At 72.5% G+C, this 25019-nt stretch carries 19 protein-coding genes; 6 read left to right on the top strand and 13 right to left on the bottom strand.

The features are described 5' to 3' along the window. Positions 1-31: 31 nt before the first annotated feature. A complete protein-coding gene (locus tag VF746_30315; protein ID HEX8696752.1) occupies positions 32-1324 on the bottom strand; it encodes a hypothetical protein in 1293 nt (430 codons plus the stop codon). Positions 1325-1595: 271 nt separating this feature from the next. On the opposite strand from VF746_30315, the gene VF746_30310 reads away from it, so the two are divergent. Together VF746_30310 and VF746_30305 are read left to right on the top strand one after the other, a co-directional pair. Further along, positions 1596-2387, top strand: coding sequence for a sigma-70 family RNA polymerase sigma factor (locus tag VF746_30310; protein HEX8696751.1), 792 nt, complete (start codon positions 1596-1598; stop codon positions 2385-2387). A gap of 73 nt (positions 2388-2460) precedes the next feature. Next, positions 2461-3435: a hypothetical protein gene (locus VF746_30305; GenBank protein ID HEX8696750.1), complete on the top strand. Its 975-nt coding sequence runs from the start codon at positions 2461-2463 to the stop codon at positions 3433-3435. Positions 3436-3493: 58 nt separating this feature from the next. Here the strand turns inward: VF746_30305 and VF746_30300 are convergent, their stop codons facing one another. The 7 genes from VF746_30300 to ccsA all read right to left on the bottom strand — a co-directional run bounded on the left by VF746_30300 (position 3494) and on the right by ccsA (position 12261). Continuing rightward, positions 3494-5404 (bottom strand): M20/M25/M40 family metallo-hydrolase, encoded by a 1911-nt coding sequence (locus VF746_30300; protein HEX8696749.1) that lies wholly within the window; start codon positions 5402-5404, stop codon positions 3494-3496. A gap of 107 nt (positions 5405-5511) precedes the next feature. Beyond that, positions 5512-6345, bottom strand: a complete 834-nt coding sequence (locus VF746_30295; GenBank protein ID HEX8696748.1) for a hypothetical protein — start codon at positions 6343-6345, stop codon at positions 5512-5514. A 26-nt stretch (positions 6346-6371) separates the two neighbouring features. Next, positions 6372-9401, bottom strand: a complete 3030-nt coding sequence (locus tag VF746_30290; GenBank protein HEX8696747.1) for a CHAT domain-containing protein — start codon at positions 9399-9401, stop codon at positions 6372-6374. A 906-nt stretch (positions 9402-10307) separates the two neighbouring features. Beyond that, a complete protein-coding gene (locus tag VF746_30285) occupies positions 10308-10640 on the bottom strand; it encodes a hypothetical protein (GenBank protein HEX8696746.1) in 333 nt (110 codons plus the stop codon). A gap of 280 nt (positions 10641-10920) precedes the next feature. Beyond that, the gene (locus VF746_30280; protein HEX8696745.1) at positions 10921-11382 is read right to left on the bottom strand and encodes a cytochrome c maturation protein CcmE; all 462 of its coding nucleotides are present in this window, start codon (positions 11380-11382) and stop codon (positions 10921-10923) included. After that, positions 11379-11510 carry a hypothetical protein gene (locus VF746_30275; GenBank protein ID HEX8696744.1) on the bottom strand — a complete coding sequence of 44 codons (132 nt, stop codon included), beginning with the start codon at positions 11508-11510 and terminating at the stop codon, positions 11379-11381. Before VF746_30275 ends, VF746_30280 begins: the two co-directional genes overlap by 4 nt. Next, a complete protein-coding gene (ccsA, locus tag VF746_30270) occupies positions 11503-12261 on the bottom strand; it encodes a cytochrome c biogenesis protein CcsA (protein HEX8696743.1) in 759 nt (252 codons plus the stop codon). The genes VF746_30275 and ccsA overlap by 8 nt, the downstream gene beginning before the upstream one ends. 272 nt (positions 12262-12533) lie before the next feature. Here ccsA and VF746_30265 point away from each other — a divergent pair, with 272 nt between their 5' ends. After that, positions 12534-12953 (top strand): hypothetical protein, encoded by a 420-nt coding sequence (locus VF746_30265; GenBank protein ID HEX8696742.1) that lies wholly within the window; start codon positions 12534-12536, stop codon positions 12951-12953. 182 nt (positions 12954-13135) lie between these two features. On the opposite strand, the gene ccmA is transcribed toward VF746_30265, so the two are convergent. The 4 genes from ccmA to VF746_30245 are packed head-to-tail and all read right to left on the bottom strand — an operon-like array spanning position 13136 to position 17806. Beyond that, a complete protein-coding gene (gene ccmA, locus VF746_30260; GenBank protein ID HEX8696741.1) occupies positions 13136-14608 on the bottom strand; it encodes a heme ABC exporter ATP-binding protein CcmA in 1473 nt (490 codons plus the stop codon). Between the two features lie 13 nt (positions 14609-14621). Further along, on the bottom strand, positions 14622-15218 hold the full coding sequence (locus VF746_30255; GenBank protein ID HEX8696740.1) for a cytochrome c-type biogenesis protein CcmH: 597 nt from the start codon (positions 15216-15218) through the stop codon (positions 14622-14624). Further along, complete coding sequence (locus VF746_30250) at positions 15215-15778, bottom strand: redoxin domain-containing protein (protein HEX8696739.1); 564 nt, start codon at positions 15776-15778, stop codon at positions 15215-15217. Before VF746_30250 ends, VF746_30255 begins: the two co-directional genes overlap by 4 nt. A gap of 3 nt (positions 15779-15781) precedes the next feature. Further along, positions 15782-17806, bottom strand: coding sequence for a heme lyase CcmF/NrfE family subunit (locus tag VF746_30245; protein HEX8696738.1), 2025 nt, complete (start codon positions 17804-17806; stop codon positions 15782-15784). Positions 17807-18416: 610 nt separating this feature from the next. Here VF746_30245 and VF746_30240 point away from each other — a divergent pair. After that, the gene (locus tag VF746_30240; protein ID HEX8696737.1) at positions 18417-20726 is read left to right on the top strand and encodes a fused MFS/spermidine synthase; all 2310 of its coding nucleotides are present in this window, start codon (positions 18417-18419) and stop codon (positions 20724-20726) included. 448 nt (positions 20727-21174) lie between these two features. Here VF746_30240 and VF746_30235 read toward each other — a convergent pair whose 3' ends face one another. Continuing rightward, complete coding sequence (locus tag VF746_30235; GenBank protein ID HEX8696736.1) at positions 21175-21582, bottom strand: hypothetical protein; 408 nt, start codon at positions 21580-21582, stop codon at positions 21175-21177. Between the two features lie 159 nt (positions 21583-21741). On the opposite strand from VF746_30235, the gene VF746_30230 reads away from it, so the two are divergent. Both VF746_30230 and VF746_30225 read left to right on the top strand, forming a co-directional pair. Beyond that, entirely contained in the window at positions 21742-22086 is a 345-nt protein-coding gene (locus tag VF746_30230; protein HEX8696735.1) for a PadR family transcriptional regulator, read from the top strand. Continuing rightward, positions 22083-24740 carry an ABC transporter permease gene (locus tag VF746_30225; protein HEX8696734.1) on the top strand — a complete coding sequence of 886 codons (2658 nt, stop codon included), beginning with the start codon at positions 22083-22085 and terminating at the stop codon, positions 24738-24740. The genes VF746_30230 and VF746_30225 overlap by 4 nt, the downstream gene beginning before the upstream one ends. Positions 24741-25019 lie beyond the last annotated feature (279 nt).

Genomic DNA, 25019 nt, shown 5'->3' with positions numbered 1-25019 from the left:
CGTCGTCCAGAGATCCGTGCTTCTCGGCCGCTCACCGCACGGTGGGGACGCGGAAGATGGTGTAGATGCTCGAGGGGGTGAGCTGCTGGAGCTGCTGGCCGGCGATGGGCAGGCCCAGTCCCCAGAAAACGCACTTGATGTAGTCCAGCAAGGTCCCGAAGCCGTAGTTGGTGACAACGAGCACCACGAGGCCGGCCAGGATCGTCACCAGGGTGGTCAAGCCCCAGCCGAGAAGGCTCACGCGCTGGATTTGGAGTTGCACCTCGCGCACGGGCGGCATGGCGGCGCCGCCGGCCTCCTCCTGTTTCAACATTCCGGGAGGATCACCGAGCTCGTTGCGCATGTCGGCCAGGATCTGCCGGACTGCCGCCTCGGCGGCGGCGGGCTCGGTGTGGGTCGACGCGGCTGCGTCCAGGCGCGCCAGGGCCTTCTTGATCGGCTGACGGTTGGGGGCATCCGGCCACCTCGCCACCGCATAGCCGATCCCGAGCCGTACGATGACCTCCAGGGCGCGCACGCGGGTGCCCTGCTCCGTCAGGTACTGCTGATAGGCGGCGGTGTTGTCCGGCGAGGCCGCGAAGGGGTTGGGCACGGCCGGGGGGATGAAGCCCTTCCCCTCCAGCACCGACAGCTTCAGGGCCTCCTCGCGCGCTTTGAACTGGGTGGCGAGCGTGGGGAACGGGACCTCGGTGAGCTGCGAGGCCGCCTTCACCTGCGTGCGCAGCTCCTCGACGCCGTCCAGGATCAGGGACGCGGGAAGCTTTGCCGTGGCGCGCGCGTTCAGCTGCCGGAGGAAGACGGTGAGCAGCCACCCGAGCAGCACCCCCGCCGCGATCGCGATTCCACCGAGCCCCCACTCCCCGACCGTGGTCTTCTCCACGCGCAGCTCGACCGTCTTCACCCCCGTGCCGCCGTCGGCCGCGAGGAGCACGGCGCCGGTGTAGATGCCCGCCGGCACCGATTTGGGCTCCAGCCGCAGCGCGAAAACGGCCTGGTTCCCCGCAGCGATCTCCGGCGGCGGCGTGCAGACGGCCGCGCGCCGCGGCGGAGTTTGAGGCGGATCCACCCGGCAGAGCTGCAGCCTGCCGACGCGCAGTGGCGCGCCGGTCTCAACGCTCTGCAGCGTGGAGCCGGCCAGCCGGACGTTTCGCAGCGGCTGGTCCCCGGCAGCGACGGTGATCTCCAGCTCGTTTCCCCAGCGGAGCACCCAGCGGCCCCCGGTGGGCCCCTGCACCGTCCACGCGCTGGAGGCTGTCGAGTCGGGCGGCAGTGCGGCCGCCGCGGCGGGGCCGCGCTTCGCGAGGACTCCGGCGGTCGCGAGCACAACGGTCAGGAGCCGCAGGTGCACGGGCCGCAACCCAGGGACGCGCATGGCGAGTGGGCGAGATTGGAGCGGTCGTGCGAACATGGGAGGTCCTCCGCATCAAAGCTCGTCAGCGGTCCTGCCTGCCAGATACGTCGAGCTCCGGCCACCTCTCAGATGGACACGGGCGGCCGTTTTCCCGCCGCCGGTGTTGATGTGCGCACGGTGGCGGAATAGTTTTGCTGCGTTCATTCTCCTCCCGTGCGACCCCCGCCCCCCGGTGTCCGGACCGATGTTCGACCGGCTGAACCCCGAGTCCCTCTTCCTCGCCCACCTCGAGTGGATCGAGAAGGTCGCCGCCACGGTCTGCCACAGGAACAGCGTCTGGGGCGACGACGCCGAAGACTTCGCCTCCACGGCGAAGATGAAGCTGATCGAGAACGACTACGAGGCGCTGCGCGAGTTCCGCGGCGAGTGCAAGCTCACCACGTACCTGGCCGTGGTGATCGACCGGTACTTCCACGAGCACGCACGCGAGCGCTGGGGGCGGTGGCGGTGCTCGAAGGCCGCGGAGCGTCACGGACAGCTCGCGAAGGAGCTGGAGACACTGGTCTACCGCGATGGCTTCCGGCTGGAGGAGGCGGCGGAGAAGCTGCGCACCGCCGGCCGCACCACGGCCTCCGACGCCGAGCTGGCCCGACTCTTCGCGCAGCTGAAGGCACGCTCGTCCCTGCGTCCAGAGCCGGCCGACCCCGACGTGCTCGACCGCACGCCCGCGGAAGGTTCCGCCGACAGCGGGGTGATCGCGGGCGAGGCCAGGTCGCGGCGCCGCACCCTGCTGGCGGCGCTCGACGGGGCGCTCGACCGCCTGGAGCCGGAAGAGCGGATCATCGTGCGGATGCACTTCGCGGACGGCCGAAAAGTAGCGGACGTGGAGCGCGCGCTGGGGCTGGAGCCGAAGGCGCTGTACCGGCCGATCGAGCGCCTGCGCACGTTGCTGCGCAGGTACCTCGAAGAGGCGGGCGTATCCGCCGAGGACGTGCGCGAGCTCTTGGAGGAAGAGGAGGGAGAGGAGGAGCCATGAGGCAGAACGTGGCGACTTTTGCGACGCGGGGCCATCCAACCAGGATAGGTCCGCCTATGCGAGGAGACACCCGGTGAAAGATCCCGGCATCGACGACAACCGCCTCGCGGCACTGCTCGACGGGCGGCTGGACGAGCGCGAGCGCGCGGAGCTGCTGGCGCGCCTCGCGCAGTCGGACGACGACTACGAGGTGCTCGCCGACACCGCGGGCGTGCTGCGGGAGCTCGAGGCGGCAGGGGTGGGTCAACCCCGGGCTCCCGAAGTGGCTGCGCCCGGGGATCCGGGTGAGTCCGAGCGGCCGAGCGAGCCGGGAGTCATCCCGCTCCGGCCCCGCCGCGCGCGGGGGTGGCATCGGCCGGGCGCGCGCCGGCTCGCGCTGGCCGCGGTGCTCGCGGCGGTGGCGCTCGGCTCCGTCCTGTGGCTGCGCCGGAACGCTCCGGACCCGGTTGACCCGGCCCGCCTGGCCACGGTCGTCGCGGAAGGGGGGGCGTCGCTCTCGCCCGAGTGGGTCCGGAGCCGCCCCTGGCGCTCGACGCTCGGGGCGGGAGACCCGCTGACCGACGAGGCGAGGGCCGTCCGCCTCGGCGCCCTGCTGGTGGACCTCGAGCTGGCGGTCCGGCAGCGGGACGCCGCGACGGCCTCGCTGCTGGCCAGCCAGGTCCAGGTGCTGCTGGAGGACGTCGACGGCGCGGGGCAGGTGGCGGATGTCTATCGACAGGTCGGCGAGAGCGCAGCAGAGGCGCCGGAGAGGCTCCAGTACCTGCTCGCGGCGGGGCGCGCGGGAATGGCGGACGTGGTGGACCGTGACCTTCTGGGGCTCGGTGCGTGGGCCGAGGCCGCCCGCCTCGCCGCCGCTCGTCGCGACGAGGCGTACTTCCGGACGCGCGAGACGCGCGCGGCGTTAGATCATGCCGCGGAGCTGCCCGTACCGGGCTCGGCTCAGGATAGCATCGAGCGGATTCGGCGTGCCATTCGTGGAGGCGGCACGCTGCGCTGGGAAGAGGTCCAGACAGAGCTGGATCGGTTACTGCTGGCTGTAGGAACCTGATGCTGTTCCGCAGCCCTCCACCTAGACGCCTCCTATCTCCTCATTTCCACCCGCCGCGTCAGCGGGTAGCTTTGTACCAAGCCGCTGCAGCGACCACCCGGGCGATGTCCGCGGCGTACTCCGGAGTAATAAGGTCCACCGTGTCTCCCTCCAGGTGGTACTGGGGGTTCCCGTCTTCAGGTGCGCTGCCGGGGCCGGGGTAGCGGTCTTCCGAGATCAAGCAGGCGGCGATCTTCCGGGAGTGGAACGAGCTGTGGTCGCTCAGGCCATCTGCTTCGTCCTTCGGATTTTCCGCGTCAGGGACCACCTGTGGGACCAAGTTAGCGGAGACCTGGTCGTTGACGACGAGGTCCCGGATCAGCTCGGCCAGCTCCAGCGAGCGCTCCTGTACGTTCGGGTCCTTCCGGTGGCCGACGTGCAGTTCGAAGGTCCGCCCCTTCTTCTTGTCGAAGCCGATCATGTCCATCTGGAAGACGGCCGTGATCCGTGTGCAGCTCTTGGATTCCTCGCCCGCGTATGCCTTGCTGCCGGCCAGTTCGGTCTCTTCTGCGTTGAACAGCACGAAGCGGATCTCGCCGTGCTCCACGCCGGGCGCGGCCAGCTGAAGCACGGCGCGGGCGGCGGCGAGGACGCCCGCAATCCCGCTGGCGTCGTCGTCGGCGCCCGGCGCCCTGTCGAAGGCCGGCTGCGAACTGGTGTTCCGCTCCGAGGTGGAGTCCAGGTGTGCGCTCACGATTATGATTTCGCGCCCAGGCACCGTCGCGGGTAGCTTCGCCTCGACGTTACAGAGGTCCAGACCCTGATAGGTGAACGGGTGGAGCCTCACGGCCAGGCGGCTCCCGCCGAGACCTTCGAGATCCTTAACTAGGGCGGCCACCGCCTTCTTGTTGTCGTCATGCCAAGTGTGGCGGCTTGCGAAGCTCGCGTAGCGCTCAATGTCGGAGAGCATGTCTTTCGCCACGACCTGCTGCCGGAGGATCTTGCGTTCCCGCTTCGACAGCCGGGGAGCAGGCGCCGCGTCGACTGCGCTTTGCGGACGCGCATCGCTTGCGGCCCCGCGCTCCTCCAGCCACTCCAGAGGAGCGAGGAGTTGTCGGTTGTGCCCGTGCCGCACGCCGGGAAAGGCGTAACTGGTCAGGGAGCGCCCCGCCGGGATGGCGACGACGAGGCCCTCGCACGTGGAGGCGAGGATGCGTCGTGCCGCACCGGCGGTGGGAGCATCGTCGCGTTCCTCCCAGGCCGGTGCGGCCGGCTCTGCCTCCGTGTGCAGGTCTGAGTGCAGGAGGAAGAGTTCGGTCGTCTGCGGCTCATCCGCCTTCCCCAGCCGGTCGACCCAGAGTCCGAGCGCGTCGAGCTTCGTCGCGGTCCGGTCGTCGCCGATCGCGTAGAGCACGGAGGTGGAGTCCGCCTGCGCGGGCTCGCGCGTCAGGTGGAGCGGCACCAAGGGGTAGTCTTGCAGGCGGGCGCGCCAGTCGAGGACGGGCGCCGCAGGGGGGACGCGGATGCGCAGGTAGCGTAGCGGGCCGTGCCCCAGCAGCACGGGACGCGTCAGGAGCGGGTGCGGCGCGGTCAGGAAGTCGGCGGCCCGCGCTACGACCCGCTCAACCGGGTTGGTGCTCACGAAAAGCGGGGGTGGCGTGCCCCGCCCGGTGCCGTGCACCCGCCGCGCGCGGGCTGCTGCCTGCTCGAGGAACAGGGGCGAGTCGGTGCACCCGCGCAGGACGAGGTCGGGCTCGAAGTACCGGAGCAGGCCCTTCCGCTGGAGCGACCTGTAAACCCTCTTGTTGGGGATGGCCATGAGTCGGGAGAGGATGCCGAGTCGCGCCCCTTCTGCGCGTAGCGCGCCGAGCACGGCGAGGGCTTCCGGAAAGGCCGACAACTCCACGATGCGATCTCCTTTCGGGGAGATCCGCACCGACGCGAGCGAGCTGACGTCAAAGAAAACGGTGGCATTCGCAAGAGTGTACATCGATGAGAGCCTGGTTGGAGTGCCGGTCCGTGGGATCCGTCTGGGGTGGGTGGGGCCGGAGCCGGATGGCGCGCGATCTCGCCTCCGGCCGGCCCCTTGCACCGGCATCACTCCTCGTTGACCGCTAGCATGCAGGTGAAGCGCCGTCCGCTGGAGAGGCTTGGGGCGGTGAACGCAGGCGGAAGGCTGTTCGCAGCCCGGAAGGAGGAGTTCGGGTCGGAAGCGTCTCTTCCCTCGTCCTCGAATTGCGGGAGCGGTCCGGCCTTGTCGCCGAACAGGGCATAGTACCCGCGGAAGTGGTGCGCCTCGTCGCCTGGGTTCAGCACCGGGTTCGTCGGTTCCGGCTGGGAGGGGAGCTCGTCGTGCGGGGCGTTGTACACGTAGATCCTGATCTGCCCATCCGAGTCCGGACGCAGTGTGGCGAGCGTGCCGCCGTTCGAGGTTTTGATCTTGAGGCCCGGACGCCTGACTCCGTTGTCGTCCTCCACTTCGTTCGTGACGCCCGTGATCCGCCATTGGATTGAGGTCGCCATATGTGTGGGTGGCCGGCTGTTGATCCTCCACCGCGCCCCTTTCCGATGCTGGCAGGGGGGGCTCGGGCAGAGGGTGCCGTGACCGATCACCACGTGCGCCAGCGCCTTGGTCTGGTCGGCCGGCATGTTGACGATGTCCGATATGTCCACCACACCCGGCAGGTCCACCACCAAGGAGTCGCCGCCTTCGACGAGTTGGCTCAGGTCGAGCGTCCCGGCTTCCAGCGAAAGCTCCTGGTGAGTCTTCCCCGTCGGGGCTTTCGGGTTGTATTTGGCTGGCCAGCCAATGACCTTTACGTGCGGTTCCATCCCCGCGACGGGGGGCAACAGCACGTGCAGCTTCCCATCCCGGGACCTGCGCACGAACAGGCAGATCCCCGCGATCTCGATGTGTAAGTTGAAGGGCATGGCTCCTCTACAATGGTTGAGGTTGGTCAGTTGCCCGCGAACCGGAACCCGGCCCACGCGGACGGCGAGCTGAGCGCGGGGTCGTCCGACCCCAGCAGCGCGAGCTGCGCCTGGCGCAGGGCGCCGTCTCCGTCCCAGGATCGGCGGTACGCGGCGTGGAACTCCTCCATCAGCGCGTTCGTCCGCTCCTCGTCGACGCGCCACAGGCTCCCGACCACGCCTCCCGCGCCCGCGGCGAGCAGCGCGCCGGCGAACCCGGCGAACCCCGCGGAGCTCCCGTCCCGCGCGCGGAGCGTCTCGCACGCCGCGAGCACCACCAGGCGCACGTGGGAGAGGTCCCGCGCGCCGAGCTCCGCCGCCGTCATCCGGCCGGGGTCGCTCCGCCCGGCGCCCGCGGCCAGGAGGAGGAACGAGCGCTCCGGGCGCTGCTCGTCGTAGACGGCGTGGCCGGCGAAGTAGAAGAGGCTCGCGGCGGAGAGCGCCGCCAGCACCGAGTCGCGGCCGGCCTGGGGCCCGCTGACCACCCTTCGCCGCGGATACCGCTCCGCGATTCGCCGAGCCCCCTCCGCGATGCGGGGAAGCGGGGGGAGGCCGGGGTGCGCGCGCACGTCGAACGCGGGGTCGGCCACGAACAGCGCCAGGCCGCGGGGCTCCCCGAGCGGGCGCGCCGCGGGGGCCGCGTCGCGCAGGCTCCCCGCGAAGCGCAGCGGATGGTCCTGGATCAGGTAGCGGTGCGAGGCGGTGTCGTGGAGCGCGGCGAAGGGGACCTCGGCGAGCGCTCCGTCCGCGATCAGGACGAGCCCGGTCTCCTTCGGGCCGAGCCGCTCCCGCACCGGCTCCACCAGCAATCCGTACAGCGCCGCCAGCTGGGCCCGCACCGCCGCCTGGCCCGCGCGGAGCTCCTCTGCCGAGCCGGCGCGCTCGGCGGCGCGGGTCTCGAGCGCCGAGCGCACCCGCTGGATGCTCTCCACCAGCGCGGCCCGGTCCACCCGGCGCCGGGTGAGGGCGACGGCCGTGTCGGAGACGGTCCAGATCAGGAGGGTGTCGCCGATCAGGGCGTACTCCACGGCGACGCTCCCCCGTGGGACCCTCCACCTCCCGGACCCGGACTGCTCCCCGGCGTCGTTCGGCCCCGTCGGCGCGAACGAGGCGCGTCCCCGCTCCAGGTAGGTCAGCGCCGCGGCCGCGTTCTCCTCGGCCACCTGCAGCATGACGCCGCGGTCGAAGACGGCGCGCATCGCGTCGAGCAGCGATGCGCGTAGCGGCGCGCTGGTCACGGCGTCGCGCTGCGTGGCCAGGAGGGCGGTCGCGCGGTCCAGGTCCGCGAGCGCGCCCGGCCGGTCGTTCAGCGCGAGCCTGGCTTCGGCGCGCTCCACCAGCGCCTGCAGCAGGCGGAGGGTGCTTCCGGCTCCCGCGGAATCGGTGATGATGGAATCGAGCGCGGCGGCCGCCCGCCGCGGGTCGCCGCGGAGCAGGGCGCTGGCGCGCGCCGCCCGCAGGTCCGTCACGAGCCACTCCCGGTCCTCGAACTCGAGCTTCCCGACGAGGCCCTCCCCGGCCGCGATGTCCGCCAGCGCCCCCCGCGAATCGCCCGCGGCCACCCGGAGCCGGGCGCGCCACAGGAGCGCCTCGGCCAGGTACAGGGGGCCGGTCCGCCGCGCGACGGCGACGCCCTCGTCCTGCAGCCGCAGCGCGGCGCGAAGGAGCCCGTCGCCCGCCGCTTCCTCGGCCGCGACGGAGAGAAGGGTGTGCAGGTACTCCGAGTCGCGGTACGGCCGCAGGGCGAGGAGGGCCTGCAGCATCGATGCGTACGCCTGGGGCGCCGCCCCCAGGGCGAACTCCGCGTCCATCACGAAGTACCGGGCTCCTCCCGCCCGCTCGCCCTCGTGCGACCGCCCCGCCAGGCGGGCCGCCACGTCGAACGCGTCCAGCGCCGGCTGGTAGTGGCCGCTGCGGTAGAGCGCCGCACCGAGGGAGGACTGGATGTGGGACGCCAGCGTCGGGTCCCGGACCGTGTCCGTCCGCGCCGCGAGCCGCCGCAGCACCCGCGCGGGCTCCTCGTGCGATCCCAGGTTGACTCGCACCGCCTCGCGGTAGTACCTGGTCCACAGCTCCAGCGCGGGCGAGGGGGGGCGCATCGCCAGGACCCTCGCGAAGGCGCTGTCCGCCCCATGGAAGTTCGTCGCGTCGAACGCCGAGCGGCCCGCCGCGTACGCCTGGTGCGCCCGCGCGAGCGTCCGCAGCGCGGAGGAATCGTTCGCGGCGGCCCGGATCGCCCGCACGGCGTCCGCCGTGGAGGCGTCTCCTCCGCGCTTCTCGCGCGCCCGGCCGATGGCGTCCGCGCGGCGGAGCCGGTCCGCCGCGAGCGCGGAGTCTCCACGGAGGAGCGCGGCGCCCCACTCGGCCAGCAGGGTGTCCATCGCCAGGAGGCGCGCCGCCTGTGGGTCGCGGTTCACGAAGGCCGCGATGTCGGCTTCGCTCGCGCCCGCCGGAAGCGGCCTCCGCGGAGTGGGCGCCCACCGCAGCGCGCGCGTCCGGCCCCTTGCTTCCGCGGCCCAGCCGGATGTCGAGTCGACCATGAGGTACCGCCTCCACGCTTCCGCCGCTTCCCCGTCCATTCCGAGCCGGTCCAGCGCCAGCGCCAGGTTGAAGAGCGCAGTCTCGTTCTGCGGCTCGAGCTCGAGCGCCTGCTCGGCGAACTCGACCGCCTCCAGCAGGTCGCGGGCATTCCCGGTCCATCCCGCCCGCGTCATGTACGCGGCGCTCAGGTCCGCCAGCACCGGCGCCGGCCGGCCTGCCAGTCGCGCGGCGGTCTGGAGGTATGAGATGGCCTTCTGAAGTCGAATTCCCACGCCTCTCGACCAGAGCAGTTCGTGGAGAGCGACCGCGTGGAGCGCCTGCGGGTCGGCGCGGCCCCGAGCGGCCTCGACCGTGCCCTTCGAGGGTGAGGCGGGGCGCGCCGAGGTCGCGCCGGGACAGACGGGGGGCGTGGTGGCGTCCGCCGGCCACGTGCACTGGCGGTGCTCGGAGCGGATGGAAATGCGCGCGACCAGCATCGGCGCCGCTCCCGGCCGCCCCAGTTCCCGAAGCAGCTGTTCCGCGTCGGTGGAACGGCCGGGGGAGTGGTCGCTGCACGCCTGGCAGAGGAGCAGGATCAGCGCGAGGCGGTATCGCGTCCGGCGGAGGAGGTCGGCATCAGGGAATGGTGCGACGCGGCCGGCGTGCGGTGGAACTGCCGCCCTCCTGGTGCGAATCTGCATTGGGACGGCAGGCTGGAGGCGATAGGCGGGAGGACTTCATGCATACCTCGTATAATCCACGAGCCTTCGCGCCGCGTCCGGCACACCTGCAGCGATTCCCCACGGGAGATCGCACCAGGTCCGCCACCGCAGGAGCATATCCGTGCGGTCGGTGGCGCAAAGGCTCACTTCCGACAAGGTGCGGCGCCCGGGGCGCAAACACAAGTGACTTGCAGGCGTCCTTTCCGTTCTCGCGCCTCCGGACGAATTCGGAAAAAGGGTAGCAGCGCACGACCTGGAGTGGTCATGTGCTACGCGCTATATCTTCCTGTCACCGGCCCAGATCGTGGACCGCCGAACAGCGCATCCCCCTCCTGTGTCGCTTCCGCAAACCCACCTGATCTTCCCAACACTTGCCCTGCGAAATTTCGGAAATACGAAGACTCGGCCAGTGAACGACCGATGGGATCCGCGTCTCCGCCTGCGCACGCGCGTGCGAGCGTTGTAGGGGGCGGGGATGGGCAGCGGCTCACCCGCAGGTAACCGCCTGGAAAGAACGATCGGCGCCGGAGGTCGCCTCCGGCGCCGGTTCACACATCTTGCCGACATCGTTCGGAAGATCGCTGATCGACTGATCATTCGACAGGCGAAATTGCTCTCGAGCTCTGCGTGGGACACTCCGGATCCCGGTCCGTGGGAGTCCGGTGAATCGGAGAATTGCCGTTACCCGGCCCGCCCCACGCGGCATCCGCACGCCGGCGCGCCCGGTCGCCGGCGCTCGTTCCAGAGCCACGCCGCCCCCAGCAGCAGCGCCCCCGGCCAGACGGCCGGCGAAAGGCCCGCGAGCTGTCCCGCGACGACTCCCGCTCCTCCGGCCGTTCCCAGCAGGAGCGGCCCGGGCCCGCCGCCCCGGCGGCGGAGCGCGAGCATCCCCACCAGCAGGGTCAGAATCACGATCTGGAGGAGCCCGAACGCGAGCTCGTGCACGCCGTGGCCCAGCCCCAGGGCGCCGAACACGACCATCAGGCAGGCGGGACACTTGGGGAGCAGGGCCACGAAAAAAGCCGGGAGGCCCGCGAGGTGCGGCGTCCAGCTGCGGAGTGAGCCCGCGGGAGGTCCGCCGGCCGGAGGGGGGAGAGAGAGGTCGCTCACGTTCGTCCTCGCGGAGAGGTCCGGCCTGCACGGGGCGGTGTTTTCCTCTGGAGATTAGACGGACGCCCGGGTGCGGATTCCGCCGGAGGCGGGGCGCGGCGAGATGGAGAAAAAAACGGAAGCCGGCGCCGGAGATGGTCTCCGGCGCCGGCTCCGCGGTCGCCCGGCCGACGCGGGGCGGGCCTCAGCCGCCCGCGGCCGCCTTCCTGGGCAGCTCCTGGTAGATCTGCTGCGGCTTCTGGCCGTGGGGCGGGGCGCGGTACTCGTTGGAGTGCTTCACCATCAGGTTGGTGGAGCGGAAGACGCCGCCGCGGTCGTACGTCCCCTCCACCACCACCCCCATCCCGTCGCGGAACATCTGCGGGGGCGCGCCCTTCGAGTGCACCTCCACCTCGCGGGTGCCGTCGGTCAGCCGGAAGCGCAGGTCCAGCGCGGCCGCGTCCCAGCGCACGCTCCCGGGCTTCACCTCGCCGCCCAGGCGCACCGCCTCGCCGTAGCCGCTCGTCCCGCGCGCCAGCAGCTCGCTGGGGGTGAGGAAGTAGACCAGGTTGTCCCCGATCCCGCCCCAGGCCAGGTAGCCGAACGCGCCGACCACCACGACGCTCGCGGCGACGAGCCCCAGGCGCCGCTTCGGGTGCGCGCTCACCGGAGCACCTCCGCGGCCGCCAGCTCCGCGCGCGCGCGCCGCGTGCGGGCGCGCAGGTAGAGGGCATAGCCGCCCAGCGTGAGCCAGGTCAGCCCGTACGCCGCCCCGATGAAGTACCACTCAGACATGCGCTCCCCTTTCGGTCAGGGCGATCTCCTCCCGCCTGGCCTCGGCCGCCCGCTCCATGCGCGCCGCCTGGTACCGCCGGTTCACGAAGTAGATCAAGATCATCAAAACCGCGATGGCGTTCAAGCGCAGCCCCCACGCGTACGCCGTGTCGACGGTGGCGGGGCTCGACTGCGGCTGGTGGAGCGTCCGCCACCAGCGCACCGACATGTACACGATCGGCACGTTCAGGAACGCCAGGATCCCCACCGCCGCGCTCCAGCGCGCCCGCCGCTCGGCGTCGTCGGTGAAGGCGCGCAGGGCCAGGTAGCCGGCGTAGAGGAGGAGCGTGATGGCCGTGGAGGTGAGCCGCGGGTCCCACGTCCACCACACGCCCCAGGTGGGCCGCCCCCAGAGGGAGCCCAGGCAGAGCGTGAGCGCCGTGAACACCACGCCCACCTCCGCCGCCGAGGCCGCGAACAGGTCGTAGCTCTCGCGCCGCTTCCACAGGTACAGGATGCTCGCCACGAACACCATCAGGAAGGCGATCAGGAAGTTCCACGCCACGGGCACGTGCACGTACATGATCTTCTGCAGGTGCCCCATGTCGCGGTCGGGCGCGTGCGTGAAGCCGAACGCCTGCGCCCCCACGAACGCCAGCAGCGCCAGCCACCCCAGCATGGAGATCCAGCGGGGGGAGGCCACCGCCCGCGGCGGCGGCGCCGCACCGGCGTGGGGATCGGAACCGCGTGGCTGCTCCACGACCGTGCTCATCGACGGCCTCCGGGTGGAAGGCGAAGCCGGCGCGCGCCGGCCCGAGGGCTCCGGGCTGTCTGCGTATCTGCCATCATAATGCGAAACAATCGTCCGAAACAGTGTGTTGTTGCGCGGGCCCCGCCAGACCGGTCCCGCAACGGCACCCCACCCCGAATCTCCGCGCGACGTGAGGAGGTCCGCCCTTCCGGAGGCTCGGCCGCGGGGTGTATCTTGTCCGCCGAGGCCGCCGCCGGGTCGGCCGCCCGCTCCTCCTCCCACGGCCCACGACGATGCGTCCCGCCCGCCTGGTCCCGCTCCTCCTGCTGGCCGCCGCGTCCTCCGCCTGCGGGGGAGGGGAGCCCGCCGAGCGCGTCCCCCTGGGCGAAGCCGCTTCCGGCGCCGGGTCCGCCCCGAGGCTGCCGCCCGCCGTGCAGGCGCAGCTCGACAGCGGCAACGCGGCGTACCGCGCGGGCGACTACCGGGCGGCGCTCGGCCACTACCGCGAGGCCGCCCGCCGCGGCCCCGACCAGGCGGCCCCCTGGTTCGGCGTGGCGATGGCGGCCGAGAAGACCGGCGACCGGGCGCTCGGCGACTCGGCCCGGGCGCGCCTGCGCGAGCTGTCGCCCGGCATGGGCGGCGACGTCCACCACCCCGGCGGCACCGTCCCTCCCGAGTCCGCGAGCGCCGTCCCCGCTCCGGAGAGCGAGTGAACCGCAGGGGACAGGGAACAGGTTACAGGGATAGCCAGCACCCCCTTCCGTCCCCGCGCCGCCTCGTAAAGTCCACCCTCTCCCGAAGTTGGGAGAGGGTTGCCGCTCCAAGGCGGCGGGTGAGGCCCCTCGCGCCGATGCGATTCGACACGGCGCGATCCCGCCGCCGATCCCGCCCAGCCTCAATCCTCGATCACGTACTCGAAGGCCAGGGTCGACGCCACCAGGAAGATCAGGTCGAACGCCGCCAGCAGCCGCGCCCACGACCCCGCGTCGCCCATGGCGTTGCGCGAGAGCAGCGCGTCGGTGGCCTCCACCGCGCCCACCAGCAGCGGCACCAGCATCGGGAAGAGGAGCAGCGGGAGCAGCACCTCGCGCGCGCGCACCCGGCTGGCCAGCGCCGCGTAGAAGGTGCCCAGCGTCACGAAGCCGAGCGTCCCCAGCAGCAGGATCCCAACGATGCCGAGGAAGCTCTCGCCGAGCGGCAGGTGGAAGAGCGCCGCGGAGAGCGGGAGCACCACCGCCTCCACCAGCAGCACCAGCGCCAGGTTCGCCGCCAGCTTGCCCAGGAAGATCGACCTGCGGTCCCCCGGCGAGAGGAGCAGCACCTCCAGGCCGCCGCCCTCCAGCTCCAGCTGGTACGAGCGCTGGAACACCAGCACCCCGCTGTAGAGCACCGTCAGCCACACGATCCCCGCCCCCGCCGCCCGCAGCGCCGCCGCGTCGGGCCCCAGCGCGAAGCCGAAGAGGAGCAGCATCAGCCCCGCGAAGAAGAGCACCGCGTTCAGGTTGGCGCGCGTCCTCCGCTCCGCCGTCAGGTCCTTCCACGCCACCGCCGCCGCACGCCGCAGCTCGCTCGGCCGCCGCGCGCCCTCCGGCCTCCCGACAGAGGAAAGGGGAGGGAACGCCGCGGCGGTCTGGCGGGACGCCGGCGCCGGCTCGTGCGGCACGTCCAGCAGCACCCCGTCCTCCAGCCGCAGCACCCGCTCGACCACCGGGACGGCGCGCGGCAGGTCGTGCGTGGCGATCAGCACCGCGCCGCCCGCCTCCTTCACCCGCGCCACCAGCGCGTTCACCCGCTCGATCCCGTCGGCATCGAAGCTGGCGTACGGCTCGTCCAGCAGCAGGAGGCGCGGGGGGTGGAGGAGGAGGCGCGCCAGCCCCACGCGGCGCCGCATGCCGGACGAGAACTCGCGTACCCGCACGTCGGCCCGGCCCGCGAGCCCGACCTCCTCCAGCACGTGGGCGATCCGGGCCTCGTCGGCGGGCGCGCCGCGCATCCGGCAGGCGAAGCGCAGGTTCTCGGCGGCGGTCAGGTCCTCGTAGAGCGCGGCGGACGAGCCCAGCAGGCCCACCTCCTCGCGGACGGCGGCCGCCTCGCGCCGCAGGTCGCGCCCCAGCACGCGCCCCCCGCCGCGCGTGGGGGAGAGCAGCGTGGCGGCGATGCGCAGCAGCGTGGTCTTCCCCGCGCCGTTGCTCCCCAGCAGCGCCACCGCCTCGCCCGGGGCCACCGCGAGCGAGCAGCCGCGCAGCACCCAGCTCTTCCCGAAGCGCTGGGCGACGCGCTCCAGCTGCAGCGCGGGCGTCGCGGCGGGACCGGCCGCGGGCGGCGCGGCGGCGGGCGCGGCCTCGGCCATCAGGGAGGGGGAAGGCATGCCCTGGCCGGCGTCACGCGGACAGCACGGGGTCGTCGGCCTCCGCGTCCTCGGCGGCCGCCTCCGCGGCGGCGGCGTCTCCCGCCGGGGCGGGGGAGGGCGCGCGGGTCCAGCGGCGGACGGCGAGCGCGATCACCGCGGCGCCGGCGAGCACGGCCAGCAGGGGGAGGAGGTAGATCAGCAGGTTGAACCCCGCGGCCTTCGGCTTCAGCAGGATCCACTCGCCGTAGCGGGCGACGAAGTACGCCTTCACCTCCTCGGGCGTCTTCCCCGCCGCCAGCTGCCGGCGGATCACGTCCTTCATCTGGTGCGAGAGCTCCGTGGGGGAGTCCTCGATCGAGAGCCCCTGGCACACGGGGCAGCGCAGCTCCGCGGCGAGCCGGCGGGTCTGTTCCTCGACTTCCGGCGGGTACGCCTGAGTCGCGGCCGCGGCCCGCGCGGCGTCCGGCGCGGGCGCCGTCTGCTCCGGCGGCGCCGCGTGCGGGGCGTCGGGGTCCACCGCCTGCGCGCCGGCCGAGGGAGCGGACGCGGCCGGCTCCTGCGCGCCGGCGGCCGTCGTCCCGAGTACGACGAAAACCACGAGGGGGAAGAGCGGGAGGCGGATCCTCACGACGCGCCGTCCTGCCCGGGGGCGCGCAGCTTTTCGATCCACTGCACCAGCACGGCCTCGGTCACCGGGCCCACGTGCTTGTAGGCGACGCGGCCGTCGGGGGCGATGAAGAACGTCTCCGGCACGCCGTAGAGGCCGTAGTCGATGGCCGTGCGCGCGCCGGCGTCCCGCAGGCCGGGGTACACCTGCCCGCCCATCTCCTCGATCCAGCGCTCGCCGTTCTCGGGCGAGTCGTTGTAGAGCACGCCGTAGAACTGCACCCCCCTCCCCCGGTAGCGCTCGGCCACCGCGGAGAGGGTGCGGTGCTCGTCGCGGCAGGCCAGGCACCAGCTCGCCCAGAAGTTCAGCACCACCACCTGCCCCCGGTGCTGGTCCAGGCTCACCGTGCGCCCCAGCGGCTGGCCGGTGGGGTCGGTGAAGACCGGGAGCGCGAACCGCGGCGCCGCCCGCCCGGGGAGCGGCGAGTCCAGCTCCCGCGGGTCGCGGGTGAGCCCGAAGGCCAGCAGCCCGATCAGCGGCACCAGCGCCGCCAGCACGATCGCCACGCGCTTCCAGTTCATCGGTCAGTCTCCGGCGCCCACGGCCTCGCGCTCCGGGAGCGCCTCCCGCGCCGGCCCGGGCGGCGCGGGGACGCGGCGCGGCGCGGGCCTCCTGCGCTCCGGCCAGAGCGCGATCAGCGCGCCCAGCGCCACGATCGCCCCGCCGATCCAGATCGCCGCCACCAGCGGCTCGACCACCGCCGAGATCGTGGCCGAGGAGCCGTCGCGCTCGAACGCCATCAGGTTCAGGTACAGGTCCGTCAGCCGGCTGCGCACCGCCGGCGTGGGGACGGGCTCGGCGCGGGTGCGGTAGAAGTTGGTGCGCGGGTCCAGCACGCCCAGCTCGCGCCCCTCCCGCGACACCTTCACGTCGGCGCCGACGACGAAGCGCTGCGGCTCGTCCGCCGCCCACAGCCGCACCAGCTGCAGCTCGTAGCCGCCGGCGCGCATCGTCTCGCCCATCCGGAGCGTCCGCTCGTACTCCGCGCGGTAGGTGGACGAGGCGGCCACGCCCACCGCCAGCGTCACCACCCCCAGGTGCGCCACGTACCCCCCGTAGCGGTGCCGGTTGGCCGCCACCAGGCGACCCAGCGCGGCCAGCGGGTTCTCGCCGTTCGCGCGCACCCGGCTGGCCGTTCCCCGCGCGAACTCCTGCGCGTTGCTCGTCAGGCAGAACGCGCCGAAGCCGAACGCCAGCACCGCGTAGGCGTTCGGGACGCGGAAGACGAGGGAAAGGACGACCACGAGCGCGAACGCCGCCGTGGGCCAGAGCAGCTTCTCGCGCAGCACCTCGCGGCGCGCCGCCCGCCAGGGGAGCGCGGGGCCCACGCCGGCCAGGAAGAGGAGCGCCACGCAGAGCGGCAGCGTCATCCGGTTGAAGAAGGGGCCGCCCACGCTGAGCTTCACCCCCCGCACCGCCTCGGCCACCAGCGGGAAGAGCGTCCCCAGCAGCACCGTGAAGGTGAAGGCCGTCAGCAGCAGGTTGTTGAAGAGGAACACCGTCTCCCGCGACGCCGCGCTGTCCAGGTGCCCCTCGCTTTTCAGCGCGTCGCTCCGCCCGGCGACCAGCGCCAGGGAGAGGACGAGCGTGAGCGCGATGAAGCCCAGGAAGTAGTAGCCGATCGGCCCGTTGGCGAAGGCGTGCACCGAGGAGAGCACGCCGCTCCGGGTGAGGAACGTCCCCAGGATCGTCAGCAGGAAGGTGGAGACGATCAGCGACACGTTCCACAGCTTCAGCATCCCCCGCCGCTCCTGCACCAGCACCGAGTGCAGGAACGCCGTCGCCGTGAGCCAGGGCATGAAGGAGGCGTTCTCGACCGGGTCCCACGCCCAGTAGCCGCCCCACCCCAGCACCTCGTAGCTCCACCACATCCCGGCCACGATCGCCAGCGACAGGAAGAGCCACGCCGTGAGCGTCCAGCGGCGGGTGACGCGGATCCACGCCAGGTCGTCGCGCCGCGCCAGGAGCGAGCCCACCGCGAAGGCGAAGGGCACGCTCATCCCCACGTAGCCCAGGTACAGGAGCGGCGGGTGCACCCCCATCAGCACGTGGTTCTGCAGCAGCGGGTTGGGCCCGGGGCCGTCGGGCGGCGCCGGGCTCACCAGGGTGAACGGCGAGGCCGGGCCCGCCAGGAGGAGGAAGAAGAAGCACCCGATCGCCAGCAGCGTCCCCAGCGCGTAGCGCTTGAGCTCGCCCAGCGAGTCGGACGCGCGGAAGGCGACCACGGCGGTGTACAGCGCCAGCACCCATCCCCAGAAGAGGATCGAGCCCTCCAGCGCCCCCCACAGGGAGATCACCGTGTAGAAGAGCGGGGTGGAGCGGCTCCCCACCTGGGCCACGTACCCCACGCTGAAGTCGTGCGTCACCAGCGCCACGACCATCGCCAGGGCGGCCACGGTGAGGCAGGCGAAGACCAGGCCGGCGAAGGTCTTCACCTCGGCCAGCGCGGCGCGCGGGCCGGCGGGGCCGCGCCGGAAGGCGGACAGCACGCCCCCGAGCGCCAGCGCCAGGGCGGCGGCGACGGCGAGGTCGCCGAGCAGACGGATCAAACGGCCTCCGTGGGAAAGCCTGCCGGGGCCCGCGCGCGCACGCGAGGGCCGGCTGGGAACGGGCTCGAAGCGGTCCTGAAGAATGCGTCGGCGCGGCAGGCCACGCAACCCCTTTGCGCCGCATCGATTAACGACAATCGGTGCGAAGCGGCCGGGCGCCCCGGAAAACCGGCCGCGGACGTGGGCGTGTCCCTCCGCTGCGCTCCGGGCCGGGCTGCGCGCGCCGTAGGGCACGGTACGGCTGTGCCCAACGGCGCCGGGTCCGCGTCGGCCGAAACTGCCCGGCCGCCACGGTCCCGGCCCTGTCGGGCGCGCATCCCTCACGCGGAACGGCAGGGGACAGGGTACAGCCGGCGAACCGCCTTGCCTTCCCGCGCCGATGCTGGTCCTGCCCGTTACGAGCGCAGCGAGGAGGTCCCTCCCCCACGCTGTTTGTGGGGGAGGGACAGGCGCCTCAGGCGCCAGGGAGAGGGCCCCCCGCCGGTTGCGCCGGCGGTGTCCCATCGCCTAGCCTGTTGTTTGCCGGCGCGTCCCCTTTCGTCGGGAACGCGCCGCCGCGCGCCGGGTTCAACTCCCGCCCCGCACCCCGTCACCCTCTGAAGAGCTGCGCTTGAGCTCGGAAGTCCCTCTCATCGCCGACCCCGCCGTCACCACCGACGCGCCTGTCGAATCCCGACCCGCCGCGGCCGCCCGGACCCGCGCCCCGGCCGCGGTCCTGGTCGTCTTCGCCACCGCCGTCTTCACCAGCGCCTTCCTGCTCTTCCTGGTGCAGCCGATGTTCGGGAAGATGGTGCTCCCGCTGCTGGGCGGCTCGCCGGCGGTGTGGAACACCTGCATGCTCTTCTTCCAGGCGGCGCTGCTGGGCGGCTACCTCTACGCCCACCTCTCCAGCGAGCGGCTGGGGGTGCGCGGGCAGGCGGCGCTCCATCTCGCCCTCCTCCTCGCCGCCGCGCTGGCGCTGCCGATCGGGGTGGCGGGCGCGGCGCCGGAGGGCGGCCGCGCGCCGATCCCGTGGCTCCTGCTGCTGATGACGACCACGGTGGGGCTGCCCTTCTTCGTGCTCTCCGGCACCGGGCCGATGCTGCAGCGCTGGTTCGCCGCGTCCGGCCACCCCGGCGCCGCGAACCCGTACTGGCTCTACGCCGGCAGCAACCTGGGGAGCATGCTGGGGCTGCTCGGCTACCCGTTCCTCCTGGAGCCGCGCCTGCGCCTGGCGGAGCAGAGCGGCGTGTGGACCCTCGGCTACGCGCTGCTCGCGCTCCTGGTCGCCGGGTGCGCGGCGGCCGTCTGGCGCGCCCAGGCGCCGCCGGCCCGGCCCGCCGCCGACGATCCGACCGCGGCCGACGCACTCCCGCACTCCCGCACTCCCGCACTCGCGCACTCCGCCGTAGGCGGATGGCAGCGCGCCGTCTGGGTGATGCTGGCCTTCGTCCCCTCCTCCCTGCTGCTGGGGGTGACGTCGTACATCTCCACCGACCTGTCGGCGATGGCGCTGCTGTGGGTGGTGCCGCTCGCGCTGTACCTGCTCAGCTTCACGCTGGTGTTCGCGCCGCGGCAGGTGATCCCGCACCGGTGGATGGTGGCGGTGCAGCCGTCGATCCTCACGCTCACGGCCATCCTCCTGCTCTTCCGCTACGTCAGCGAGCCGATGCTCTTCATCCCCCTGCACCTGCTGGGGCTCTTCGTCACCGCCATGGTCTGCCACGGCGAGCTGGCGCGGCGGCGGCCCGCGGTGCGGCACCTCACCGAGTTCTACCTGTGGATCTCGGTGGGCGGCGTGCTGGGCGGGATCTTCAACGTGCTGGTGGCGCCGGTCGTCTTCCCGCGCGTGTGGGAGTACCCGCTGGTGTTGGCGCTGGCGTGCCTGGCGCGGCCCTGGCCGGAGGAGAAGAGGCCCGTCGGCTGGCACGCGGGGACGGCGCTGGCCGCGTTCGTGTTCGCGGGCGTCCTGATCGCCGCCGTGCAGCCCGACGCGGAGCAGATGTCGGTGGTGGGGATCGTGGTGATCGGCCTGGTGATCAACCTGGTGGCCGTGGTGCTGCAGCGGGCGCCGCTCTACCTGGCGCTCTGCATCGGGGGGATGCTGCTGGTGCGGATCTGGACGTCGGTGCAGGACGACGGGACGCTCCTGGCCGCGCGCTCGTTCTTCGGCAGCTACCGCGTGTACGAGATCGGCGTCCGCGACCGCTACCACGTGCTGACGCACGGCTCCACGCTGCACGGCGCGCAGAGCCTGGACCCCGCGCGCCGCCGCGACCCCATCACCTACTACCTGCGCCACGGGCCGGTGGGGCGGATCTTCAACGGCACGCCGATCGTCACCGGCACGCGCCGCATCGCCATCGTCGGGCTCGGCACGGGGACCACGGCCGCGTACGCCGCCGAGGGCGAGGAGTGGACGTACTACGAGATCGACCCCGGCATCGAGAAGATCGCCCGCAACCCCGCGTACTTCACCTACCTCGCCGATGCCCGGGCGCCGATCCGCGTGGTGCTGGGCGACGCTCGGCTGTCGCTGGCGCGGGAGACGGAGCCCCGGTACCACCTCCTCTGGCTGGACGCGTTCAGCTCCGACGCCATTCCCACGCACCTGCTCACGCGCGAGGCGCTGGACGTGTACCTGCGGCGGCTGGCCCCCGGCGGCGTGATCGTCTTCCACCTGAGCAACCGCTACTACGACCTGGAGCCGGTGGTGGGGGCGCTGGTGAAGGAGCGCGGCCTGGCCGCGCGCGTGGGCAGCGGCCCCGACCGCCGCAGCGGCCGCTACGAGCAGTACGCCACCTTCCTGGTGGCCGCGCGCACCGAGGCGGACCTGGGCGTGCTGGCCCGCGACCCGCGCTGGAAGCCCCCCGCCACGCGAGCGGACGTGCGCCCCTGGACGGACGACTACTCCAGCCTGCTGAGCGTGTTCAACTGGTGATATCCTCTGGGCTGAAATTGGACCACCTCGTGAAACCCCGACACATATCTTGGTCTCTCGTTCTGCTCATCAGTACCTCTGTCGCCCTTGTACTTGGCGGCTGCCAGCCAGGTACAGACCAGACATACACTTTGTATCGCAACAGCGCGATGGACGACGGCGCACGCATTCATGTGGCCACCTTCGATGCGAATGAGACCGAGGCATACAACCGCGAAAACTGCGAGCACGCGCGGGAGCTCCTTCAACAACAGCCGGGGATCCTCACACGCTTCTGGTGCGAAAAGGGTCCCTATCGTAGGTGATTATTGCCTGTCTGCGTTATCCCGAGATGATGAAATGAGGTGGGTCGACAAGAGGTGGGAGTGGCTCCACCTCATGATGGCATCGATCCGCTGCTCGACATTGTTCCGGCCGATGCTAGCCCGAAGCCGGTGAGGAGGGCGGGTCAGGGTGCGGCCAGCGCGCGCACCGCCGATGCGATGACGACGAGGAAGACCGCATACCCGATCATCCACCACGGCACCGCGCCCGCGACGGCGAACAGCCGGCCCTCGGGAGTGCGCGCGTTGCGCAGGCGCCGCCTCAGCTCCGCGGCCCCCTCGCGAATACGCAGGCCCGCCACCTGGAGAACGCACGCGACTCCAAGGTACCCGAGCGCGAGCGCGAGCAGCCAGACGATGTCTTCCCACGCCAGGAGCTTGTCCTCGAGAGAGTAGCGTTCCAGCCGCTCGTAGGGGAACCAGCTCCAGACCAGCCACGCGGTGGCGGCGGCGGCCAGCGCGCCGGTGGCGAGGAAAACGGGGACCGGCCGGGAGATGAAAGTGGCGGGAGGCATTCCACGGCGGGTTTCCATGTCATCCCTCCCGTGGCTGACGGTGTGGAGAACAGGATCGGCTGCGGGTGAAGACAGCAGGGATCAGGCCGCTCCGGCACCCGCTGGCCGAGGCCCTTGACAGTCTAGGGCCAGCGCCGCACTATGTCCTAGACCATCTATGGCTTCCCGGGAGGCGCGGTGACCAGGACGAACACCAAGCTGCTGCAGGGGACGCTCGACATGCTGGTGCTCAAGGCGCTCTCCCTGGGGCCGCTGCACGGCTACGGCGTCGGGCAGCGCATCATGCAGATGTCCGACGAGGTGCTCAGGGTCGAGGAAGGCTCGCTCTACCCGGCCCTCTACCGCATCGAGCAGCAGGGCTGGATCGAGTCGGAGTGGGGCACGTCGGAGAACAACCAGCGGGCGCGCTTCTACCGGCTGACCCCGGCCGGCCGCAGGCAGCTCCAGGTCGAGGCGGCGAACTGGGAGCGGCTCGCCGGGGCGGTCATCAAGGTGATGCGAACCGCGCAGGAGGCCGGATGACGGCCTGGGCGAGGGTGGTCCGCGCGCGCCTGTACGGCCTGCTCCGCAAGGGCCGGATCGAGCGCGAGATGGACGAGGAGATGCGCTTCCACATCCGGATGCGCGCGGAGGAGAACGTCCGGCGCGGCATGGCGCCGGAGGAGGCGCGCCGCGCGGCGGAGCGGAGCTTCGGCAACCTGGCCCGCATCAAGGACGCCGCCCGCGACGTGCGCGGAGGCGGGCTGCCGGAGACGCTGCTGCAGGACCTGCGCTACGGCGCCCGCACCCTGCGCAGGGCCCCGGCCTTCGCCCTCACCGTGGTGCTCACCTCGGCCCTCGCGATCGGCGCGAACACGGCGATCTTCAGCGTGGTCGACGCCGTGCTGCTCCGGCCGCTGCCGTTCGAGGACCCCGGGCGGCTGGCGAGGCTGTGGGGCGGGCTCGCGGACGGGACCGCCGAGCGGATCCCGGTCTCGTACCCCAACTTCGCCGACTACCGCAGCCAGGCCCGCACCCTCCGGAACGTCGCCGCCTACTCCCCGACCAGCGCGGTGCTGAGAGCGCCGGGGGGCGAGCCGGAGAGCGTATGGGGCGCGCGCGCGTCGGCGGACCTGTTCCCGCTGCTGGGCGTGCGCCCGGAGCTGGGGCGCGCCTACTCGCCGGAAGAAGACCGGCCGGACGGCCCCCCGGTGGTGGTCCTGGGCCACGAGCTGTGGCGGCGCCGCTTCGCCTCCGACCCGGGCGTCGTCGGGCGGCAGGTCACGCTGGACGACCGGAGCGTCACGGTGGTGGGGGTGATGCCGCCGGGGTTCCGCTTCCCCGTGGAAGGGGAGAGGTCCGAGTACTGGGTGCCGGTGGCGAGCGACCCGGGCTCCGCCGAGCGCCTGCCGAACCGCCGCGGCAAGTACCTGCTGGTGATCGCGCGCCTCGGGCCGGGCGTCGGGCTCGAGCGGGCCCGGGCGGAGATCGAGACCATCGGCCGCCGGCTCGAAGCGCAGTACCCGGACGCGAACACGGGGTGGCGCTTCCGCCTCGTCCCGCTGCGGGAAGACGTGGTGGGCGGCGCGCGGCCGGCGCTGCTCGTCCTGCTCGGCGCGGTCGGCCTGGTGCTCCTGATCTCCTGTGCCAACGTGGCCAACCTGCTGCTCGCCCGGGCCGCCGCGCGCGCCGACGAGATCGCCGTCCGCCGCGCGCTCGGCGCGAGCCGCGCGCGCATCGTGCGGCAGCTGCTCACCGAGAGCCTGCTGCTCTCGCTCGCGGGCGGGGCCCTGGGGCTGCTGCTCGCCGGCTGGCTGGTGCGCGCCATCGCCCGGGCGGGCCCCGCCGACGTCCCGCGCCTGGCCGACGCCGGGCTGAACGCTCCCGTGCTCGGCTTCGCGCTGGCGCTGTCCGTCGTCACGGGAATCGTCTTCGGGCTCGCCCCGGCGCTGCAGGGGTCGCGGGGGAGCCCGGGCGGCTCGCTGAAGGAAGGTGGCAGGGGCGCCACGGACGGGGTGCGCCGCACCCGCCTGCGCGGGGTGCTGGTGGCCTCGGAGGCCGCGCTGTCGCTGATGCTCCTGGCCGGCGCGGGGCTGCTGGCCAAGAGCTTCGCGCGCCTGCTCCAGACCGAGCCGGGGTACGAGACCGGGCGGGTCCTCACCAGCCGCGTCTCGCTGTCGGAGGCCCGCCACCCGGAGCCCGCCCGGCAGGCGGCGGTCTTCCGGCAGGTGCTGCGGCGGGTCGAGGCGGTGCCGGGCGTGGAGGCGGTGGGCGCGGCGAGGTTCCTGCCGCTCGGCGGCAGGGACAGCTACGACGTCTTCCGCGTCGTGGGGCGGGCGCCCTTCGCTCCCGGCGCGGAGCCCGTCGTCCGCTACCAGGTCGCGAGCCCCGGCTACTTCCGCGCCATGGGCATTCCCCTGCTCCGGGGGAGGCCGTTCACCGACGGGGACGCGGAAGGCTCGCCGCCGGTCCTGGTCGTGAACCAGGCGTTCGCGCGCCGCCACCTGCCGGGCGAGGACCCGCTGGGCAGGCGCGTCGCCATCGGAGACCAGCCGCCGCGCGAGATCGTCGGCGTGGTGGGGGACGTGCGGCACCGGGGGCTGGACGAGGAAGCGCAGCCCGAGTTCTACGTGCCGTACCTCCAGGCTCCCCGGCCCGAGCTCCACCTGGTGGTGCGCGCCGCCGCGGCGGATCCGGCCAGGCTGGCGCCCGCCGTGCGCCGCGCGGTCCGGGAGGTCGCTCCGGACGCGCTCGTGCACGAGACCAGGACGATGGACGCGCTGCTGGGCCGCTCGGTGGCCCGGCGCCGCTTCCACACGCTGCTGCTGGGGAGCTTCGCGCTCACGGCGCTGGTGCTGGCCACCCTGGGCATCTACGGCGTGACGGCGTACACGGTCACGCAGCGCACGCACGAGATCGGCATCCGCGTGGCGCTCGGCGCGCGCAGGGGCGACGTGCTGCGGCTGGTGGTGGGGCGGGGGATGGCGCCCGCCCTCGCCGGGATCGCCCTGGGACTGGCGGGGGCGCTGGCCGCGACCCGGGTCATGGCGGGCCTGCTCTACGGCGTGGGCCCCGGCGATCCGCCGGTGTTCGCGGGCGTCTCGCTGCTGCTGGCCGCGACGGCGCTGGCGGCCTGCTACCTTCCGGCCAGGCGGGCGACGGGGGTGGACCCGGCCGTCGCGCTCAGGCAGGGCTGATGTCGAGTCCGGCAAAGGGCTTTTCTCATCGCAGAACCAGCAAAGTCATTCATCTTCCGAACCGACCGTGCATTCCACTGGAGACGAAAGGGTCGTCCCGGGGGAGCGTCCGCCAAACATCGGTGCTGGAACAGGTTGGGCGCAGCGGCTCCCTGAATAGAAACTACCTGGCTCGTGCGCTGTGACGGGCTTCGGTGCTCGCCGCGGGTAGCCCCCCTCCCCGGCCCTCCCCCCGCTGCGCGGTGGGAGGGAGAACTACAACCCCGTTTCATCCTCCGT

This window comes from Longimicrobium sp., assembly GCA_036389795.1.
Lineage (GTDB): Bacteria > Gemmatimonadota > Gemmatimonadetes > Longimicrobiales > Longimicrobiaceae > Longimicrobium.
Note: the sequence above shows the minus strand (reverse complement) of the source record. Positions and strands in the feature narration are given on the sequence as shown.

Bases quoted from the DNA above. Each gene is read 5' to 3' on its own strand.
- ccsA (HEX8696743.1), bottom strand. From the start codon at position 12,261: ATGAGCACGGTCGTGGAGCAGCCACGCGGTTCCGATCCCCACGCCGGT.
- VF746_30275 (HEX8696744.1), bottom strand. From the start codon at position 11,510: ATGTCTGAGTGGTACTTCATCGGGGCGGCGTACGGGCTGACCTGGCTC.
- VF746_30235 (HEX8696736.1), bottom strand. From the start codon at position 21,582: ATGGAAACCCGCCGTGGAATGCCTCCCGCCACTTTCATCTCCCGGCCG.
- VF746_30300 (HEX8696749.1), bottom strand. From the start codon at position 5,404: ATGTACACTCTTGCGAATGCCACCGTTTTCTTTGACGTCAGCTCGCTC.
- VF746_30265 (HEX8696742.1), top strand. From the start codon at position 12,534: ATGCGTCCCGCCCGCCTGGTCCCGCTCCTCCTGCTGGCCGCCGCGTCC.
- ccmA (HEX8696741.1), bottom strand. From the start codon at position 14,608: ATGCCTTCCCCCTCCCTGATGGCCGAGGCCGCGCCCGCCGCCGCGCCG.
- VF746_30225 (HEX8696734.1), top strand. From the start codon at position 22,083: ATGACGGCCTGGGCGAGGGTGGTCCGCGCGCGCCTGTACGGCCTGCTC.
- VF746_30250 (HEX8696739.1), bottom strand. From the start codon at position 15,778: ATGAACTGGAAGCGCGTGGCGATCGTGCTGGCGGCGCTGGTGCCGCTG.
- VF746_30295 (HEX8696748.1), bottom strand. From the start codon at position 6,345: ATGCCCTTCAACTTACACATCGAGATCGCGGGGATCTGCCTGTTCGTG.
- VF746_30310 (HEX8696751.1), top strand. From the start codon at position 1,596: ATGTTCGACCGGCTGAACCCCGAGTCCCTCTTCCTCGCCCACCTCGAG.
- VF746_30290 (HEX8696747.1), bottom strand. From the start codon at position 9,401: ATGCTGGTCGCGCGCATTTCCATCCGCTCCGAGCACCGCCAGTGCACG.